Raw genomic sequence first — 19,585 nt, 5'->3', positions numbered from 1 at the left:
CACGTATCATATTGGGCTATAGCCAAGTGGTAAGGCAATGGACTTTGACTCCGTGACCGTTGGTTCGAATCCAGCTAGCCCAGTTCAGCACAAAAACGAAGATAGCTGAAGAATGTTTCAGCTGATCTTCGTTTTTTTAGGATACCGATTGATGAATGGCTTTCTTTTTTGAAATTTTCACTAGCTCACCAGGATTATAACCAACGACTAATTTATGACCATCAATGATAATTGGTCTTCGTAGTAATTTAGGTTTTTCAATGAGAAGCTGGAGCAATTCATTCACTTTTAGATCATTAATATTTAAATTTAAGCTTTTAAAAGCTTGACTTCGGGTGGCTAAAATTTCATCTATTCCCTCCGTTGTTAAGGAAAGAATTTTTTTTAATTCGTCTAATGTCGGCGTTTCTCTGAAAAGGTGACGTTCTTTAAAATCGATTTGATTTGCCTTTAACCAATGTTTCGTTTTACGGCAAGACGTGCAGCTTGGATATGAATAAAAAGTAATGTCATTCATTAGTCTTCCTCCTTAGGTCGTTAGCCTTTTCTCTTATGGAATAAGTACCCTCATGTGTTTTGGCATAAACACTTTTTACTTACTTTTTCAAAGAAATTTTTTTCATCCTGTTAATCAAATGTTCACACGATGTCAAAAATGTAAATGTTTACATATCAAGTAACTATCGCTTATAATATGAATCAAATGGGTTTTTAAAAGGGGAGGGAAAGAAATGAACCGCATGTTCCGCGTGCTTGGATTTTGGACGGGTATTTTTGCTGTGATGTTCTATTTAGGACATATGAAAGATGCATCCTTGCTGTTCTTCGGTCAAACTGTTCTATTTGTATTTTTATCCTACTTGAATTTATCCGAAAGAATGTATATTTACATTTTCGGAGCGTACTTGACCATTTTCTTTGCCGGATTTACATATTATTCGATCTTCATCATGGTTCCCGGTACCGGACATTAAAAGAAAAAGAGCTAAAATAAGTATCATTTTAGCTCTTTTCTTCTACACGCTGGAGCACCTCTTCTTCATAATGGTTTTTATAGTGAAAAACCATTGATAAACGGATTTTGCTCTTGTTCAGTTAAAACAGTTGTTTCCTCGCCATGTCCACTTAATACAAGGGTTGATTCTGGCAGTGATAACAGTTTGTCATGAATTGATTGAAGCAGCACTTTCTGGCTCCCCCCAACTAAATCTGTTCTGCCAATTCCACCTTGGAATAATGTGTCCCCAGAAATCACAAATTCTTCTTTTTGAGAATAGTAAGAAACACTTCCTGGAGAATGCCCAGGTGTATGGAACACCTCTAAAGTAAATGAACCGATTTGAAGAGTTCCTTCTGTTGTAATGAGCTTTTCAGCTTCTTTTACGGTAATTCCATTTCCAATCAATCGTGCCGAGCCGTTTAACTCAGCATTTGTAAGCCATTCTTTTTCGTTTTCATGCACATATAATGGAATTGCCCATTCTGCCCGCACCTCATCTGCCGCACCAATATGATCAAAATGAGCATGTGTCAGCAAAATGGCAAGCGGCGTTAGCTGTTTCTCTTTGACATATGAAATCAGCTTTTCCGCTTCGCCGCCTGGATCAAAGATTAAACATTCCCCATGCTCATTTTTCCAAATATACGCATTCGCTTGCACATATCCTAGCGGCATTCTTCTCCAATTCATTTTCATCACCTACTTTATTCATTCTTTTTTATTATGAAGGCTATTCAAAACAATCGTCAACTTGAATCTACTCGACAAGCCTTATGAAAACGGTTAAAATGAAAAGAAAGGAAATCATGGGGATTGATGACAAAGGAGGATTTCATATGATGCTCGTCATAATATTTGGCCTAGTCACGATTTTAGCCGCTTTGGGTGTATATCGCTCACTAAAAAAAGTGAACGTACTAGCAATCGCTTTTGCTGGGGCTACATTTTTGGTTTTTGGGTGGTTTACAGTCATGACCATCATCTATAGCGGTTATCCAACTGCACATTAATACCTTGCATACAGCAGACTTTCAGGTTATTGACAAAGGGCTAAAATGGTTTTTATTTTAGCCCTTTGTCTTCTTTTCAGCGTGAATTGAAAACCCTTGAAGTCTAGCAAGGATGAGCTACATGCGCAATGTTTCATTCATGAGCACCGGCGGCACATGACAAGACAACGGATGCTTGGGTTTGTCTTCACGCTAAAAGCCTGCATCTAGCAGGTTTTTTTATTGATTGAAATGCTTATTCACACTCGCCAATTTGCTTTCAAGTGTTGTCGTTTGATCCCGTCTGTCATCAATGCGAATGTTTGTCGCTACTCGGTGTACCCCTTTTTGAAAAGGCGCCTCATGGATGTGCTGAATGACCTCAAACAAAACGGATAGTTCGCCCTCAATTAACGTGTTCATTGGTGTTAACTGATATTTGATTTTCCCTTCCTTATGGAAACCTTCTAAAATCATTTGTACATCTGCTACATATTCACTAACGCTTGGTGTACCTGTACCTACAGGGATGATTGTGACATCTACTATTGCCATGTTTCCTGCTCCTTTCTCCATACCACCCGCTTTTTTTCTCGTTATCATTGTACCCCATCACCGTTTGAAAAAGCCATAATCACGTTGCTTTAACGACATGTTTCTCTCGTTCTAGCGTTAAATCTGTCCTCTCTACCTTCCCAATTTTTGTGAAGAGGAGCAGACATATACCAGAAACGGCTTCAATTACTCCCCCAGCGGCAATGACATATCCAGAACCAAAGAGGGTTGCCATATAACCGCCAATAAGAGCACCTAGCGGAATCATTAAATATGATATCATGTTGATGATTGCATAAACTTGAGGCTGATCCTCAGCCTTTACTGATAGTTGAATAATCGTATGTTCAGGTACGTTGACTGCACTAATGGCCGCGCCTAATGCAAATGCAGATATAAACACAAGAGGCAATAGTGCGTTCATTCCCGTAATAAAAAATGCAATACCGTCAACAATGCCTGCACCAATAAACAGTAATCCATAACGATTCACTTTTACTTTTGTTAATATAAACCCCATCAAAAAAGCACCTGCCGCAGTTGTAACTTTAATAAACGAATAGACAACCGGTCCGCTATTTAGCTCCTCCGTTAAATAGATGACAGATAACGCTTCCCAAGGGGCGGCAGCAAAGTTAGAACACACGCAAAAAATGGCTAACGGAAACAAAATATGATGCTTTCTGACAAGTAAAAATCCCCTTATTAATCTTTTACCGTACGATAATCCCTTTTTACCTTTTTCAATGATAGCTACTGCCTCATATGTAATCAACAGAACCAATAAGGCTGACATGAGATAAAGAGGAATGATGAAAAGCATCGTATAACCCACACCTATAAAAGCAATCATCATACCACACACAGTAACCGTCACAAGCCGGACAACATGACTCGCCGATTGAATGGTTGCATTCGCTTTTTGTATCACTTCCTCATGTACAAGCTTTGGAATAATTGATACAGACGCCGGTTCGTAGGAACCGCCAGTTGCTGAATGCAGAAGCATTAACCCAATGATCAGCCATAATGGAGAGAAACCATTAAAATAACAGATCGAAATGACGATCATAATGGTAGTTCGCGTTAAATCAGCAAAACACATCCAAAATTTCAATTGATTTGGCCTCATCATCGGCGTGATGAGCGGACCTACAATCGCCTGAGGGACAAAACTTACCGCAATAAAAAAAGCCGTTCCAATTGCCCCTTTTCCTTCTAACACTAAAAGCCATAAGATGGTGTTAAAAGATAAACTATCAGCAGTGATTTTAAATACTTTAGAAATAAATAAGTAAGTAAAATTTCTTTTCCACATTCTATGTACACTCAATGAATGCCATCCCCCTGAAACATATCCTTTTTTTTACAACTATTTCTTTCACAATAGCTCACAGAGAGGTTATCGTCAATCTCTTCCCTGCTAATTTTATTGACAATAGGAAATTGATTTGTTTTCATCAAAAAAGCACCTGTACAGGTGCCACCGGTCAACGCTTAGAACTTGCACGCCTCCCAAAAAAGCCGCTTTGTTTTTTCATAGATAGAATCAAACTGATTCATTGAAAGAGGATTCCTTCCCTTGCCAAGCTCCACAGTATAGCCTTCACTTTGAAATTGATGAATAAACCAATCACGATAGCCTGCATAGCTATCAATATATTGAATAGGTTTGTAACCACTAGCCTGTTCAAATCGTGCAACGGTTTCTTTTGAAACAGCAGGTTCATGTCCTAGAAATCCCCAGTAAATCTCTTCCCCCTGTGTATGAATCGCCATAAGCCGATCAAAGCGTTTGCGTAAAGCAAGAGTCGCCATCGCTTTTGCTTCTGGTTCTGTTAACGGTCGATCACCTGGATAATCTCTATAAAAAGGCGCCTTCGGTTGGTTACGATAATATTCAATTTCCCAGTACGCAGGAAATTGATTGTTTAAGTCAATCCCTCGTATGTTCGCCTTCCACTCTTTATAATCTTGATGCTCGCCATTGAACGGCTTCAATTCTTCGCTTGTCAGACCGAGTGATTCTGGACCGTTACGAACCAAATCCACTCCATCTGGATTGACCATTGGCACAATCGATAATGCGGTGGTTTGCAGTATCCGAACTGCTTCATGATGCCTTGCTTGAACTGGATCAGACGCTGCTAAGCAAAACGATTTCAGCCACTTTAATAAAACAGAGGTCGTGATCCATTCATTTGCATGGAATGAGGCATTGAAATGAATGGAGTGTAAATGCCGAGGTGGTTCTGTATATAACTCATAAATAGGTGTACCAAGTACGGAATAACCAATGACGTTGACATGAAGAAAAGGAAACATTTCTGTAAATCTTCTCATCTCCTCCTTTAAACAAACACTGTCATATTCATATGTTCCATTGATCCAATCATCCGATTGCTGCAATCGATAAGGGGTAATGAATGCTTGCAGATCATATACTGATTGAATTGGATGAACCCCCTCAGGGAGTCTATACCCCGGCAGAAGAAGGTAATTAGTACTTGTTTGATTTGATAAATGAAAAGCCGTTTTCCCGATGCCGAGCTGCTTTGCTAAATCATCCATGTCAGCATCCAGTAGCCATTCAATTTTCCCAAAAGACGTTGTCTTCATCTATATCCCTCCTGCTCATACTATATGAAGCAGCATGTGAAAAAAGAAAACCTCTTGCTCAAGAATAAGCAGAGGTTTTTGTATGTTTCAGGACGCTTTTTTTAGCTTTTGTTCATCTTTATTTTTGGATGGTGAATGGTCCCCCAGCCTGTCATGTTCATAAAATCTTAGAAGGTCTCCATAGATAATTTGATCAGAGAATTGAAGCTCCTGCTTTGCTTTTTCTTCATATGGCTTACAAACAGACTCATCATCTCTCGGCTCTCCAGTTTCTTTATTGTAGCAAACACCATCTGTAAAAATACTATCCTTCGTAATAAAGCTTCCATCACGAAGTACTGTGAAATCATTCGTATCTTTTGATAACAAGTCTTGACCAAATTGAATCTGGTTACTTGTATCAATCCCTAGAAGATTCAGCACAGTTGGACGGATATCAACCTGACCTCCGACCGTATCAATTTCTTTAGGATGTTGATCTGTAATACCTGGTATGTGTATAATAAACGGCACTTTTTGAAGTTGTACTTCTTCAAATGGTGTGATTTCTTTGTTTAAGAATTGCCCCATTGCTTCGTTATGATTTTCTGAAATGCCGTAATGATCCCCATATAAAACAAAAATGGAGTTATCGTATAAACCAGCTTCCTTCATCTTTTTAAAGAAACGTTTTAGCGCTTCATCTTGATAACGGACGGTAGGGAAATATTTGTTTAACGTTTTGCTCGTTGAATCATATTCATCAATGAGTTTATCTTCTTCATCCAGATCAAATGGGAAGTGATTGGTTAATGTAATCAATCTCGTATAGAAAGGCTGCGGGATAGATTTCATTAATTCAACTGACTGCTCGAAAAACGGAACATCCTTTAATCCCCAGCCGACAGAGTTCTCATCATTCACATCAAATGATTTAATATCAAAGAACTTGTCATAGCCAAAACTATCATAGATCAAATCACGGTTCCAGAAGCTTTTGTTATTCGCATGAATCACAGATGAATGATAACCTTCATCCTTTAACAGCTCAGGTGTTGCTGTGTACTCATTACTTGGATTTGTGAAAAACACAGCACCTCTTCCAAGTGGATATAGGGAATTATCAACGATAAACTCAGAATCAGATGTTTTCCCTTGACCTGTTTGATGATAGAAATTATTAAAGTTGTAGCTTTTTTTAATTAATTTGTTCAGAAATGGCGTAATTTCTTTTCCATTTAGTTTTTCATTTATAACAAAGCTTTGGGTAGATTCAAGTGAAACGAGAATGACATTCCGTCCTTTTGCTTGCCCAAAAGTCTTTTCATTGCGGTCTACTTTATTTGCGCTCACATAGTTCTCAATTTCAGTTAAACTATTGCTGTCAGCAAGCGCCCTTTGAGCGGACTGCTTTGACTGCAACACACCATCATAAATATGGAAATTGTATAAACTAATATTTTTCACAAGCATTTCACGGTCAAATGATCGAGTTAACAGCTCCGGTCTCTCCATTTCAGCTAAACCAAGGTTAAAAAAGAAAGTGGCTGCAACAAATAAATAATAGGCTGCTCGTTCCTTTCGTGAAATCGTGAGATCTGTTCTAAAAGATGGCTGTCTTTTATATAGCCAAATGAAAATGATGATATCAACGAACATCAGAAAATCGACTGGTTCAATTAAAGAGGTAATACTTGACCCGAGGTCACCCATGTTGTTTGTTTGAAATAGGACGGGGATGGTAAGAAAATCACTATAAAATCGATAAAATACAATGTTGGCTAACAAAATCAATGTCAAGATAAAACTAGTCACGATAATGTATCGATTACGATTTTTTTCTTTGAAAAATAAACCGATACCGAAGATAAACAAGAGAAAGCTAAGGGGGTTAATAAACAGGATAAACTCCTGCATGAAATTTTCAATTTTGATATTAAAACTAGATTTATAGACGACGTAGGTTTTGACCCACATAAACAATGTCGCGATCAGTAAAAATGAAATCGACTTTAATCTTTTCTTTCGCATTGTAACCTCCTTATGCTAAAAACGCACACAGGATAATGACATCCCCTAATTACTGGCGCTTTTTCAAAAATAACTAAAGTATATCTTATCCTGTCTGTTATGGAAAATCAATGTCATTTTCCCCGTGACAAACTTATGAATATGCTAAACATTCATTTTAATGCCGATCAATCGCTTTTTTTAAAAAATGACATCATTTTGACATTTTCATTCAAGACAGCCATTTGTTTTTTGCCATCCATGCACCACCAATGACTCCTGCATCATTACCAAGTGATGCAATGACCACCTCGACATCCTCTGCACAAGGAGGAAATGCATGATGTTTCACTACGCGCTCTACTTTACTGCGGAGAAGCTCTCCTGCTTTAGATACACCGCCGCCGATAACGATTTTCGTTGGGTTTAAGGCACTGGCTAGATTAGCTAGTACAAGACCAAGATGTGCCGTTACTTCATCAACGACACGCATTGCAAGGTCATCCCCCCTATTTGCCGCCTCAAACACATCCTTTGCTGTCAGCGAGGAGAATGAACTAAGTGAAGACATATGCTGGTTTGTTTCTAACATTTCCTTTGCGAGCCTCACAATACCGGTTGCAGATGCAATGGTTTCTATACAACCTGTTCTCCCGCAATTACACGGCGCTCCCTGAAATGGCACTGCGCATATATGTCCAATTTCTCCGCCAGCACCCGTTTCACCTTGAACGACTTCTCCGTTCACAATAATACCACCACCGACGCCAGTGCCTAACGTGACCATCAAAATATTTTTGGCTCCATCTCCAGCACCTTTCCACATTTCACCGAGTGCGGCAATATTGGCATCATTTTCAATGACAGATGGTAATCCAGTTTCCGCCTCCAAATGGTCTTTCAAGGGATAGTTTGTCCAGCCAAGATTCGTTGTTTTATAGACAATTCCTGATACTTTATCTACTGGACCAGGTGCTCCCATTCCTATGCCGATGAGGGATGATTTCGGCATACTGATCTCAATGAGTTTATGATCAATCGATTTTGCAATATCCACTGTGATTGTCTGCCCAGTTTTATCCGTAGGGATTTCCCACTTATGCTGAATTTCACCATAGACATTGATAAACGCAAGCTTAATGGTAGTCCCCCCAAGATCAACACCTACAAACCAATCCCCTGTCATAAGCCAACCACCTTCACATTGTTCTACTATTCAATTTAGCCAGTTCCATTTGAAGGACTGTCATTGCACTAGACCATTCTGTACGGTCAATGATTCCATTTGTGTACATTTCCTTCAATTCATCAGCCATAAACTCTAATTCCACTTCACGGTCTCCGAAATATACATAATTTCCAAATCTCTTGAGCAGTTGCTGTACATCATATAACGTTTTCATCATCTTCACCATTTCTTTAATAAAGAGATAGGATAAGCGTATTCATAAATCCGCTTTCAGTCAAGTTATTCAACGTGTTTCAATATATTGTTTTAGTTTTAGGAATTGCTTATTGTGAGGGTCTTGTTTTAGAGCCTCTTCAATCTGATCTTCTGCATTTTTTGCATCTCCTGCTTCTACGTACAATAATGACAAATGATACAGTTTATTAGGTTCATTGGGATCTTTTTCAAGCGACTTTTCCAAGTAATGTATGGCCCTTTCAAGATGACCAAGCTGTGCTTCAGACAGTGCATAAAGATGAAGTGCTTCGGCGGATGCGTTCTTTTGATCTACATATTGTGAAAGCTGTTTACTTGCCTCACGATAGTTCTTCTGATCAAATAAACTGGCTGCTTCACTTGTTGCGGCTACCTCCTTTTGATCATCAGAATGAAGTCCTGTATAAAACCCAAAAGCACCAATCAACACAAGAAGTACGCTGGCAAGAACCATTTTGACAGGATGAGCCTGTTTAGGCAGACGAACAGCTAAAGCAGCCAAAAATCCGCCAATTAGCCCCCCAAGGTGTCCAGCATTATCAATCCCTGATACGGTGAAACCTATTCCCAAATTGATCAGAATAATGACAATGATGTTCGTTCCCATCGTGCGAAAGAAAAGCTGACGGTTAGAGATCGTTAAATATAGCAAAGCCCCTAAACAGCCAAAGATTGCTCCTGATGCACCAGCAGCAATCGCCGTGTTAAACACAAAACTAGCAATTGTACCAAATATGCCAGAGATCAAGTAGATGATCAAAAATCTTCCTGAACCATAGATTTTCTCAACTGCCGCTCCAACAGACCAGAGGGCAAATGTATTAAACAGCAAATGCGTGAGACCAATGTGCAAAAACATAGGTGTGATGAGACGCCACCATTCACCATCTAAGATAAGCACATTATTTTTAGCACCAAACGCTGTCAATGTTGCCGTATTTGTACTCCCTCCCGATAGCTCAAGCAGCAGAAACATGACGACTTGAATCGCAATGAACATGTAAGTGAATATCGGTCTGCCATTTTGAAAAACAGCCAGTTCTTGTTCACGCTGTTTTTGTTGTACTTCAAACGCTTGAAGTACCTCCATTTTGAGGCGCATCACATCTTCATCTGTATCTTTATTCGCTTGGTCTACATCAATTGAAAGTGAAGTATTTAACCATTTCTTCAGCTCATTTACATCATGTTTCAATATGGTCTCATCCAGTAAAACTGGGGTAATCGTTACCTTATGGTCTTTACGCGGCTGACCATTTAAATCTTGCCAATCATCTACTGGGTATTCAGAGGTGAACTGAAGTTGCAAAAGATGGAGAGACCGCTTACGCATCGATTCTCTCAGTTGATTCATTCGGTGCGACTGCTCTTGTATATCACGAACAATCTCCTGTCTAAAGTTCACATCTTTTCTATATAGACGAATGAGATCGTATCCTGTGTTTCGTGGCGCTTCAAAAAAAATCTCTTCCTCAGGATAAGGACTTTGGATCATCTCATATCCTTGTTCTCTTAATTCATCAACTACTCGCCAAAATAAACTATCTAATGCATTCATTTATCCGCGCTCCATTTTTTACATTATTATAACAAGAATCTTTCTCACACGCATTTCTGAACAAAAAAATCCCGGCTTTTGCGGGATTAGAATGCTTGGCGAATAAATTTCGTCCGGAAATATGGAATTTTCATCAACGATTTAATTAAAAAATGCCGCACCTGATCTTGGCCTAAGACCAAATTCATCAGTCTATAGCGGTTTTGTACAACTACGAGCGCAAACAGTGTGAACACAATGCTCCAAATCATTTTATTCATGTCATTCCCTCCTATGTTCGTATCGTGGCTTAAATAGGATTTGTTTATGCATGAAACATACTATTTTAAGGATTGAATATGACTATGTATCATTCATTGAGAACCGATCTGCAACATTTCATTGTTTTGAATGTTCTATGGCACAAAAAGGCTGATCTATCCCATCTCCACGTAAAAAGCCCGCTCTTCATGTACAAGAAGTGGACTGAATTACTTTTTATATAACGTTGTAACATGTGCGCCTTTTTCACTGACAATGAGTGACACTGGAATATCGTGGTCTTCAATCGGGACATGTTCAACTTGTTGGACAGAAAGGCAGATAGCGAGCGTCACGCCTTGATAATCAAGTAAATAGCGGTCATAGTAACCGCCTCCATAACCTATGCGATAGCCTTTTTGATCAAAACATACGCCAGGTACGATCATTAAATCAATCGCTGTCTTGTCGACAGCAGTTGAGGCACTTGGATCTGGTTCCATTAGTCCAAAATAGCTGGAATTCATCTTTGTTTGCGGCGTATACTTATAAAACGTCATTTGCTTATTTGCTGGGAAACAAGTCGGCACACAAACTGTTTTTCCCTCCTGCCAAGCCGTTTCGATCAGAGGACCTGTTGGCACTTCTCGTCCTCTTGACATGGTCAGACCGATAGTCTTTGCCTGATTCCATGCCGTTAATTGAAACAAATGCTTATAAAGAGACGCCGTTTTACGCTCAAACTCCTCAGAACTCAGTTGGTCAAGCATTGCTAATGTTTGAAGCCTCAGCTCTTTTTTCACACTGATCATCTCCCATTATGAAAAAAACAGCAGGAAAATCCCCCTGCTGCTTACTTTGTTTCACGATGTAAAGTTTGTTTTTTATCACGTGAGCAATACTTTTTGAATTCAACGCGATCTGGATTGTTTCGCTTATTCTTTTTAGTAATATAGTTACGCTCACCGCATTCAGTGCAAGCTAGAGTAATATTGACGCGCATGTTTTTCCCTCCAAACTAAAATCAATTCACATTCAGACCTAACTATAATACCACTTCTAGCCTAGGAATGCTAGAATGTTTTTTCATCAATTTCAATTTTCGACCTTCCCCTTATAGCAATAATCTTTCATTTGATGAAAGATCGTCAGCTCCCCTATAAAACCTCATTTTTTGTCGTACTGTATACATGAGAATCCCTCTTCTATCCACAGCCTTTTTTAATCCGTCAGGCTTCTTTTATTTTGACAGCAAGCAAGATTTTCATACTCGTTTTACATATAAAAAGAAAAATGATGAAAAAAAGGTGATTTTCTTCAGCAATTCCTTTTGAAACGAGCTTTTTTATGGTATAAAAAAGAAGGGTCGAAATCTGTCTGAAACAATCATGTGAGCCTTTTTTGGCTTTCAGCATTAAAATATGAATAAAAGGTGATGAATGATGGAAATTGCAATTATCGGATTGCTTGTTGTCAGTATCATACTGATCGCATTCTCATATTTTCAAAGAGAGCCGATTAAAGAAGTAGAGCAGGAACTTGAAACACTTCAACTATCTGCAATGCAAGAAATCTATAAACTGAAAAAGAAAATGAAGGTCCTTGAAGAAGAATTGCTTGAAACAAATATTGTTGTCCGCAAACAATCAGAAATTGATCCATCCATTGCGAGACAGATTATTTCTAAACATCAAAATGGCATGTCGCCTGAGGCGATTGCCAAGGCAGAGCATGTATCTGTAGAAGATGTCAACATGATCATTAAAGATAACGAGAAGGTGCTTGTATGACGAAAAAAAGCATCCAAACTTTTGCAGCAGGTATGATCCTTGCAACAGGTGTTCTTGCAATCGTATTTTTCCTTACTGGAAAAGATGAAGCAGAAGCGGACATGACAACAAAAGAAACACTCGCAGCTAAAGTCACAGAAGCTGACGTAAAAAGCTATTTAGATTCAAAAAAAGAAGTATCTGTAAGCCGTGATACCTATCAGCAGCTTCTTGATTATAAAGAAAAAGCGCTGAAAGCAAGTGAAGACGGTGATGCAAAGAGTGACCAAACAGCGGACAAGCAAAAAGGCAAATCCATTAAAGTCGTGATTAAAAATGGCATGAGCACAAGTGATGTTTCAGACATGCTTGAAAAAGAGGGAATCATTAACTCGTCTAAAGATTTTAATGATTATGTGATTGACGCAGGCTATCATAAAGAAATTCGAGCAGGCAAATTCAATTTAAAAACAGGTATGACGTTCAAACAAATTGTTAAAGCCTTAACAAAATAACAACAGAAATCCCCTGGAGGTCAATGCCGCCAGGGGATTTTTTACCCAAATCGTCCAGATATATAATCATTTGTTCTTTGATCGTTAGGCTCTGAGAACATCACATTCGTGTCATTGACCTCAACAAGCTCTCCCATGAAGAAAAAGGCTGTTCGATCTGAAACCCTTGCCGCCTGCTGCATATTGTGCGTGACAATAGCGATTGTATACTTCTCCTTGAGTTTCATAATCAATTCTTCAATCTTTAATGTCGAAACAGGATCGAGCGCCGACGTCGGTTCATCCATTAATAAGATGTCTGGGCTTGTGGCAATCGCTCTTGCGATACATAGACGCTGCTGCTGTCCACCAGAAAGACCTAATGCAGGAGCACTTAGACGATCTTTCACTTCATCCCAAAGTGCGACATCCCGAAGTGCCTTCTCAGCTATCTCTTTCAACTGCTGTTTGCTCTTGACTCCATGGATTCTTGGGCCATATACAACATTATCGAAGATAGATTGCGGAAAAGGATTCCCCTTTTGGAACACCATTCCTACGTTTTTACGTAAATCGACTAAATCTACACGGCCTTTTAAAATATTTCGACCGTTATACATCATCTCACCTGTGATTTTCACACCTGGCACTGTCTTGACCATGAGGTTTAATGTTTTAATAAAAGTCGACTTCCCGCAACCTGAAGGACCAATAATGGCTGTAACTTCATGCTCCCTGATGGTTAAGTCAATATGTTTTAGTGCATGATGCTGACCATACCAAAGGTTCATATCACTGACGCGAAAAACCTCTTTTGCTACTGGTTCAGTTGCAACTGCTGCATTCATCAAACTCACCCGCCTTATCCAAATCTACCATTGATATAGTCTTCTGTTTTTTGCTGTTTTGGACGTGTAAAGATATTTTCTGTAACATCATATTCCACTAGATCACCATTAAGGAAAAAGGCAGTATGATCAGACACACGTAAAGCCTGCTGCATGTTGTGTGTCACAATAACGATCGAATATTCATTTTTCAATTCTGTTAAAAGCTCTTCAATCTTTGCATTTGAGATTGGATCAAGAGCAGAAGCTGGTTCATCTAATAGAAGCACACTAGGCTTCATCGCAAGAGTCCGTGCAATACATAGACGTTGCTGCTGACCGCCTGATAGTGATAATGCAGAACGGTGCAAACGATCTTTCACTTCATCCCATAATGCGGCTTTTGTTAAGCTTTCCTCCACAGCATCATCAAGCACTGATTTTCTTTTTTCACCAGCATATTTTAATGCATGGGTAATGTTATTGTAGATTGATTTAGGAAATGGGTTTGGTTTTTGAAACACCATCCCGATTTCTCTCCTTAAGTTCACCACATTTATGCGTTCATCCAGAATATTTAACCCTTCGTACATGATCGCCCCTTCACTTCTTGCCCCTGGAATGAGGTCGTTCATCCGGTTGATGCTACGTAAAAACGTTGATTTCCCACAACCTGATGGTCCGATTAATGCAGTGATGGCGTTCTTTTCAATCTCAAATGAAATCTGATTCACCGCTTTTTTCTTACCATAATAAATGCTTAAATCCTGCACCTGTAAAATGTGTTCCGCTTGAAGTGGAGCCTTTTTTGCTGCAATCTCTTTTTTTTCTGCGAGCATTTGAACCATATCCCCTTCACACCTCTCTCCATTTATTTTGACGTAAGCTTCTTATGAATAAATGAACCAAGCCATCTAGCTAATAAGTTAAAGATTAGTACAGACAGCACAAGCACTGACGATGCACCATTGGCAATGGCCTCTGCATCTGGAATAATGCCTTGTGTATTCACACTCCATATATGAACAGCAAGTGTTTCTGCCGGTCTAAAAATATTGAGTGGTGATGTATCTGAAAAAGGACTCCAGTTCGTAAAATCAAGTCGGGGCGTTGTCAGACCTGCTGTAAAAAGAAGTGCAGCCGCCTCACCAAAAACTCTTCCAGATGCTAAAATAGCGCCAGTGATAATAGAAGGAATCGCTCCAGGAATAAGAACGGTCTTGACGGTATGCCACTTCGTCACACCTAGCGCAAGTGATGCTTCCTTTTGGTCTTGCGGCACTGAACGAAGTGCATCCTCTGTAACCCTCACCATCACTGGTAAGTTAAAGACGGTTAGTGCAAGAGCTCCCCCAATGATCGTATAACCCCAACCTGTTAAATTAACAAACAACAGCAAACCAAACATTCCAATGACAATAGATGGCAGTGACGACAGAACCTCAATACATGTACGAATAAAATCGGTCACTTTATTTTGAGGTGCATATTCTGCCATATAGACACCGCCACCAACACCAAGCGGCACTGTGATTAGCATCGTGATAACCAAGATGTAAAATGAGTTAAATAGCTGATCACGAATCCCTCCGCCAGAACCAATCGCACTTGAACGAGTTGTCAGGAAATCAATATTTAATTCTTTTGCACCGTTGATAATAATGTAAGAAAACAAACCAACAAGAATCGCCGTAATAATGGCGGCACATAATCCAAAGATCAACGTGGCAAAACGATCAGTCATTTTACTATTCATTAGATTTTCCTCCTAGAGGACAAGTATCTGATAATGAGTATGAACATAAATGATACAACTAGAAGGACAAGTCCCATTGACCAAAGTGTATTATTTTCAACACTTCCATACGTTGTGTGACCCATGTTTAACGTAATAATCGTTGTTAAAGTACCAGCTGTGTCCATCATGCTCTCTGGTAAGTTACGCGTGTTCCCAATGACCATCTGAACTGCTAGTGCTTCCCCAAATGCTCTCGCCATTCCAAGCACGACTGCTGTCATCAATGTTGGAAAGGCCGCTGGAACAAGAACACGTCTAATCGTTTGCCATCTTGTTGCACCTAATGCATACGACCCTTCCCTTAAACTTTTTGGCAGTGAAGCCATTGCATCAGTGGCAATCGATGTAATGGTTGGCAAAATCATAATAGATAGGACAATCGTTCCTGCTAAAACGCTGTGCCCTGAGCCACTTGACTTGAAATGTCCAATAAACGGCACCAATACTGTAAGACCTATGAATCCGTAAACAACGGATGGAATCCCTACAAGCAATTCAATCACCGGCTGGAGAATTTTACGACCCCACGCGGGTGCAATTTCTGTCATAAAGATTGCGCCTGCGATGCCTAGTGGTGCTGCAATGAGTGCTGATAGAAGCGTGACTGCAATAGAGCCAAAGATAAATGGAAATGCTCCATACTGCGGGTTCTCTGCTGTTGGGTTCCAATTGATACTAGTTAAGAACTCAATTGGGCTTACACCATTAATGATGAAAGATTGCAAACCCTTAATGCCAAGGAAGATTGTAATAGCGATCGATACTGCAATCATTAAGAAGGCGCAGAACTTCACCAAAAGACTTCCTCTTACTTCATCCATGTGCCTATTTTTCTTCGAGCTGATCAACCGATCGCTCGCTTCTGTATGTTCTATCTGTTTCATCCTTTTCTACTCTCCTATGAATGTCATAAAAGGAAAAGTGAAAAGCTCCACTTTTCCTTCATCATCAATTCAAGCCCTTTTACTTTTCTGTTTGTTTACCTTTTGCGTCTCTTTCTACTTTCATATCAGAGACTGAGATGTAGCCTTGGTCTTTTACGATTTGTTTTTGTACTTCATCGCTCATTAAGTAATCTAAGAATTGTTTTGCTAGACCTGTTGGCTCACCTTTAGTATAAGAGTGCTCGTATGCCCAAATTTTATATTTACCGCTCTCCACATTGCTTTCATCCGGCTTCACACCATCAATGTTAAGCGGTGTAATCTTGTCATCTGTTAAATAAGAGAATGCTAGATATCCGATGGCACCAGGTGTTTCTGCGATGATTTTCTTCACATTATTTGAAGATTCTTCTGTAATTCCTTCTGCAGGTGTAGCACCGTCAAGTGCATATTTCACAAATGTTGCACGAGTTCCTGATGAATCAGGTCTATTCACAAGTGTGATTTTTTGATCTTTCCCGCCAAGCTCTTTCCAGTTTTTGATTTTACCAGTAAAGATTTTTTTCAATTCGTCCTTTGTGATGTCTTTGACACCAACTTCAGGGTTAACAGCTGCTGCCATTCCAACAACTGCGACTTTGTGGTCTTTTAAAGCTTTTGCGTCGATTCCGTCTTTCTCTTCGGCGAATACATCTGAGTTACCAATTTGTACAGATCCTTCTGACACTTGAGAAAGCCCTGTTCCTGAACCGCCTGCTTGTACTTGAATATCGGCTTTTGGATGTTTATCCATAAATTTTTCTGCTGCCGCAAGAACTAAAGGCTGCATTGCAGATGATCCTGAGATGGTAATGGAACCTGATGCCTCTTCTTTACTTGAAGCATTTCCTTTACTGTCTTTTGAATCACTGCTTGAGCTGCTGTTTCCGCATGCTGTGACGAATGCTAACATTGCGATTGTAAGGAAAGTAAGCAGCCATAATTTGTTCTTTTTCATTTCAAGAATACCCCCTGAATAATTTGTCCTACGAGTAATACATTAAAGGTTCTTTATTAATTTCGTTTAAATGGAATGTTAAGGTTTTGTAAATGTCGGAGTTTTGTAGAGAGAATGCGGAGTTTTGTATGATTTTTGTCAATTTATAACGAAAAATTTGAAGAAAACATAAAAAAACGCCCACAAAAAGTGAGCGTTTTTTCCTAGTTTAGATCTAGTTATTTGTTTCTGCTTCGTTTTCAATTTTATCTTTGTTTTTCGCTTGTGTGTCATCGCTTTCCTGTTTCGATTTCAGCTCAAAGTATTTATCTAGTACTTGTTCACCGATATCATTTGTGATGGGATAGCGCTGATTGTAGTCTTGATACACCCACGGCACAACGACAGAAATAGCCACTTCTGGATTGTCAGCAGGCGCATACGCAACAAGTGTTGTATTGTACGTCGGTGTGCCTCGCTTACTTTTAATTGGTCCGTCATAAAATGATTGAGCGGTTCCTGTTTTTCCAGCTGGATTGTATTTTTTGTTACCGAAGTTGGAATATGCTGTCCCTTTTGGGTTTTGCATGACAAGCTTGAACCCTTGCTGCACACGCTTGATTTCGTCACTTGTCATATCGAGCTTGTTTAATACATCCGGCTTGACTGATTCAGTCACAGCTCCAATGCCACGCTGCGGATCTGGTTCTCTGACTTCCTTGACAAGCTGCGGACGTAAACGGTAACCACCATTTGCAATGGTCGAGACATATTGCGCCATTTGTAGCGGTGTAAACGTGTCATATTGTCCAATTGCATAGTCAAGTAAGAGACCTGATTGTGTAGATGTTCCTCTATAGCCAGTCGCTTCGTTTGGAAGATTAATGCCTGTTTTTACCCCAAGACCAAATTTACTGAAATTGTAGCGGAACGTATCAAATGCTTTCGTATCAATTGGAAGAGGCTGATTCTTACGATATTCCCCTTTACCAATGGCAATGGCTGTTTTAAACATATACACGTTCGACGAACGCTCTAGTGCCGTTAAGTCATTGATGAGTCCCATATTTTGATAAGATTTCTTTGGCGGTGACTGTGCGATATATAGTGGTTCATCATATTGAGTACTTCCAATATGAATCGCGCCTGTTTTATATCCTGTCAGTACAGTTGCACCCTTTACAGCTGATCCCATCGCATAAGAAGACGTCATCGTACCTAACGCATAGTCATCAAATTTGTACTTGCCATTTTTGCTTGTAATCTGTTTACCCGCAATGGAAAGAACCTCTCCATTTCTCGGGTCCATCATGACAACAAACGCACGATCAAGAAGCCCCGTTCCGCCTCTTTGTTTCGCACTTTTCAAGTTCTTTTCAATGATTTTTTCAACAGCTTTTTGTAGCTCAATGTCAATGGTCAACACTAGGTCTTTTCCGCTTTTTCCCTCTGTTAATACTTTAGTGCTTGTGACATTGCCTTCTTTATCTGTTGTACTCTGTTCTTTTTCCTTTTGACCTTGCAACACATCTTCATACTGATATTCGAGATAGCTCTTACCCACACGGTCATTTCGGCTGTAACCTAGTGAGAGATAATGTTCAAGCAGTGATTGCGGGAGACCTTCATCACTTGAGGAAACGCTACCGAGCATACTACGAAGCAGTCCTTTATAAGGATAACTACGTGTCCAGTCTGTTGTGACATCAACACCTGGTAGCTCGTCCAAATGCTCAGAAACGTAAGCAATTTCACTTGGCTTCACATCTTCATTTTTAATGAACTGAGGCGTTAATGCATAACCTGCATCCATCTGCCTTTTGATCGCAAGCACTTGCAAATCTTTTTTAGTAAGTTGATTTAATTCCTTGTCTGTGATTCGCTTTAACTGAAGTTCATATAGCTTGTCATCAGACAATTTATCGTCACCTTTTAGTTTCGCTTCCTTTTCAACAAGCTTTTTCGCCTGATTCGGGTGAATTAATATCCAAAAGTCTTTTTTATCACGATCCGTAATTTTTTTCGTACTGACATGAATCATATTCGCCAACTTTTTTGCCACTTTGAGACGCTCTTCTTGTGAGGTTGTCGAGGTTCTCGTGTATGTAATGGCATTTAGCGCTTTATTGCTGACGATCGTGTTATAGTTTCGATCATAAATTTTCCCTCGAGGAGCAGATGAGCTGACACTGACATCCTCTTGCTTTTCAGCCTGTTTTTTATAATCTTCTCCATTGACAATCTGCACAAAACCGAGTCTGACAACAACACCGGTAAAAATAATAAACGCAGCTAAAAATAATAAATTGAGCCGGATCGGAAGTGTTTTGCGCCCTTCCTTTGCGTCTTTTTTGTTTTTCTTGTTCCTCATCACATCACCTTTTCTATCAAGAAAGAAATGGCACCCCTTTTATGTATAAAAGGTGCCATATCATTTTAGCGG

The 19,585-nt window shown here is 39.6% G+C and carries 22 protein-coding genes and 1 tRNA gene; 5 read left to right on the top strand and 18 right to left on the bottom strand.

Translation table 11 applies throughout. From position 1 onward, the window contains the following. Positions 1-12 precede the first annotated feature (12 nt). A tRNA-Gln gene (locus ACIQCE_RS09410) sits at positions 13-83 on the top strand. 53 nt (positions 84-136) lie between these two features. Here the strand turns inward: ACIQCE_RS09410 and ACIQCE_RS09405 are convergent. After that, positions 137-517 (bottom strand): Spx/MgsR family RNA polymerase-binding regulatory protein, encoded by a 381-nt coding sequence (locus ACIQCE_RS09405; protein WP_400494575.1) that lies wholly within the window; start codon positions 515-517, stop codon positions 137-139. 214 nt (positions 518-731) lie between these two features. Here ACIQCE_RS09405 and ACIQCE_RS09400 point away from each other — a divergent pair, with 214 nt between their 5' ends. Beyond that, positions 732-974 (top strand): DUF2626 domain-containing protein, encoded by a 243-nt coding sequence (locus tag ACIQCE_RS09400; protein ID WP_003217440.1) that lies wholly within the window; start codon positions 732-734, stop codon positions 972-974. A gap of 77 nt (positions 975-1,051) precedes the next feature. Here ACIQCE_RS09400 and ACIQCE_RS09395 read toward each other — a convergent pair whose 3' ends face one another. Further along, positions 1,052-1,690: an MBL fold metallo-hydrolase gene (locus ACIQCE_RS09395; RefSeq protein WP_400494574.1), complete on the bottom strand. Its 639-nt coding sequence runs from the start codon at positions 1,688-1,690 to the stop codon at positions 1,052-1,054. Positions 1,691-1,836: 146 nt separating this feature from the next. Between ACIQCE_RS09395 and ACIQCE_RS09390 the strand changes: the two genes are divergently transcribed. Beyond that, positions 1,837-2,010: a DUF2759 domain-containing protein gene (locus tag ACIQCE_RS09390; protein ID WP_353855245.1), complete on the top strand. Its 174-nt coding sequence runs from the start codon at positions 1,837-1,839 to the stop codon at positions 2,008-2,010. Between the two features lie 219 nt (positions 2,011-2,229). Here ACIQCE_RS09390 and ACIQCE_RS09385 read toward each other — a convergent pair whose 3' ends face one another. From ACIQCE_RS09385 to rpmG, 10 genes are all read right to left on the bottom strand, one after another. Beyond that, entirely contained in the window at positions 2,230-2,544 is a 315-nt protein-coding gene (locus ACIQCE_RS09385) for an MTH1187 family thiamine-binding protein (protein WP_400494573.1), read from the bottom strand. 79 nt (positions 2,545-2,623) lie between these two features. Further along, on the bottom strand, positions 2,624-3,862 hold the full coding sequence (locus ACIQCE_RS09380; RefSeq protein ID WP_400494975.1) for an MFS transporter: 1,239 nt from the start codon (positions 3,860-3,862) through the stop codon (positions 2,624-2,626). A 179-nt stretch (positions 3,863-4,041) separates the two neighbouring features. Next, entirely contained in the window at positions 4,042-5,163 is a 1,122-nt protein-coding gene (locus tag ACIQCE_RS09375; protein ID WP_400494572.1) for a M14 family metallopeptidase, read from the bottom strand. A gap of 87 nt (positions 5,164-5,250) precedes the next feature. Beyond that, on the bottom strand, positions 5,251-7,173 hold the full coding sequence (locus tag ACIQCE_RS09370) for an LTA synthase family protein (RefSeq protein WP_400494571.1): 1,923 nt from the start codon (positions 7,171-7,173) through the stop codon (positions 5,251-5,253). Between the two features lie 211 nt (positions 7,174-7,384). Then, a complete protein-coding gene (locus tag ACIQCE_RS09365; protein WP_400494570.1) occupies positions 7,385-8,338 on the bottom strand; it encodes an ROK family glucokinase in 954 nt (317 codons plus the stop codon). Positions 8,339-8,351: 13 nt separating this feature from the next. Further along, a complete protein-coding gene (locus ACIQCE_RS09360) occupies positions 8,352-8,555 on the bottom strand; it encodes a YqgQ family protein (protein ID WP_400494973.1) in 204 nt (67 codons plus the stop codon). 69 nt (positions 8,556-8,624) lie between these two features. Next, positions 8,625-10,154 (bottom strand): rhomboid family intramembrane serine protease, encoded by a 1,530-nt coding sequence (locus ACIQCE_RS09355; protein ID WP_400494569.1) that lies wholly within the window; start codon positions 10,152-10,154, stop codon positions 8,625-8,627. Positions 10,155-10,240: 86 nt separating this feature from the next. Further along, entirely contained in the window at positions 10,241-10,414 is a 174-nt protein-coding gene (locus ACIQCE_RS09350; protein ID WP_400494568.1) for a hypothetical protein, read from the bottom strand. A 210-nt stretch (positions 10,415-10,624) separates the two neighbouring features. Continuing rightward, positions 10,625-11,197 (bottom strand): 5-formyltetrahydrofolate cyclo-ligase, encoded by a 573-nt coding sequence (locus ACIQCE_RS09345; RefSeq protein ID WP_400494567.1) that lies wholly within the window; start codon positions 11,195-11,197, stop codon positions 10,625-10,627. A gap of 50 nt (positions 11,198-11,247) precedes the next feature. Further along, a complete protein-coding gene (gene rpmG, locus ACIQCE_RS09340) occupies positions 11,248-11,397 on the bottom strand; it encodes a 50S ribosomal protein L33 (protein WP_008360061.1) in 150 nt (49 codons plus the stop codon). 439 nt (positions 11,398-11,836) lie between these two features. On the opposite strand from rpmG, the gene ACIQCE_RS09335 reads away from it, so the two are divergent. Together ACIQCE_RS09335 and ACIQCE_RS09330 are read left to right on the top strand one after the other, a co-directional pair. Next, on the top strand, positions 11,837-12,184 hold the full coding sequence (locus ACIQCE_RS09335; RefSeq protein ID WP_353856503.1) for a hypothetical protein: 348 nt from the start codon (positions 11,837-11,839) through the stop codon (positions 12,182-12,184). Beyond that, on the top strand, positions 12,181-12,678 hold the full coding sequence (locus ACIQCE_RS09330; protein ID WP_400494566.1) for an endolytic transglycosylase MltG: 498 nt from the start codon (positions 12,181-12,183) through the stop codon (positions 12,676-12,678). Before ACIQCE_RS09335 ends, ACIQCE_RS09330 begins: the two co-directional genes overlap by 4 nt. Positions 12,679-12,719: 41 nt before the next feature. On the opposite strand, the gene pstB (ACIQCE_RS09325) is transcribed toward ACIQCE_RS09330, so the two are convergent. The 6 genes from pstB (ACIQCE_RS09325) to ACIQCE_RS09300 form a co-directional block, all read right to left on the bottom strand. After that, the gene (gene pstB, locus ACIQCE_RS09325) at positions 12,720-13,505 is read right to left on the bottom strand and encodes a phosphate ABC transporter ATP-binding protein PstB (protein ID WP_400494565.1); all 786 of its coding nucleotides are present in this window, start codon (positions 13,503-13,505) and stop codon (positions 12,720-12,722) included. Between the two features lie 14 nt (positions 13,506-13,519). Next, positions 13,520-14,332, bottom strand: coding sequence for a phosphate ABC transporter ATP-binding protein PstB (gene pstB, locus ACIQCE_RS09320; protein ID WP_400494564.1), 813 nt, complete (start codon positions 14,330-14,332; stop codon positions 13,520-13,522). A 23-nt stretch (positions 14,333-14,355) separates the two neighbouring features. After that, positions 14,356-15,240 carry a phosphate ABC transporter permease PstA gene (pstA, locus tag ACIQCE_RS09315; protein WP_400494563.1) on the bottom strand — a complete coding sequence of 295 codons (885 nt, stop codon included), beginning with the start codon at positions 15,238-15,240 and terminating at the stop codon, positions 14,356-14,358. Next, a complete protein-coding gene (gene pstC, locus ACIQCE_RS09310) occupies positions 15,240-16,166 on the bottom strand; it encodes a phosphate ABC transporter permease subunit PstC (protein ID WP_353855232.1) in 927 nt (308 codons plus the stop codon). Before pstC ends, pstA begins: the two co-directional genes overlap by 1 nt. Before the next feature lie 79 nt (positions 16,167-16,245). After that, a complete protein-coding gene (locus ACIQCE_RS09305) occupies positions 16,246-17,163 on the bottom strand; it encodes a phosphate ABC transporter substrate-binding protein (RefSeq protein ID WP_400494562.1) in 918 nt (305 codons plus the stop codon). Between the two features lie 214 nt (positions 17,164-17,377). Beyond that, positions 17,378-19,513, bottom strand: coding sequence for a peptidoglycan D,D-transpeptidase FtsI family protein (locus tag ACIQCE_RS09300; RefSeq protein ID WP_353855230.1), 2,136 nt, complete (start codon positions 19,511-19,513; stop codon positions 17,378-17,380). Positions 19,514-19,585: the final 72 nt, after the last annotated feature.

Source organism: Bacillus sp. NPDC093026 (assembly GCF_044754665.1).
In the GTDB taxonomy this organism is placed as follows: domain Bacteria; phylum Bacillota; class Bacilli; order Bacillales; family Bacillaceae; genus Bacillus; species Bacillus maqinnsis.
This window is presented reverse-complemented; position numbering and strand designations above follow the sequence as displayed.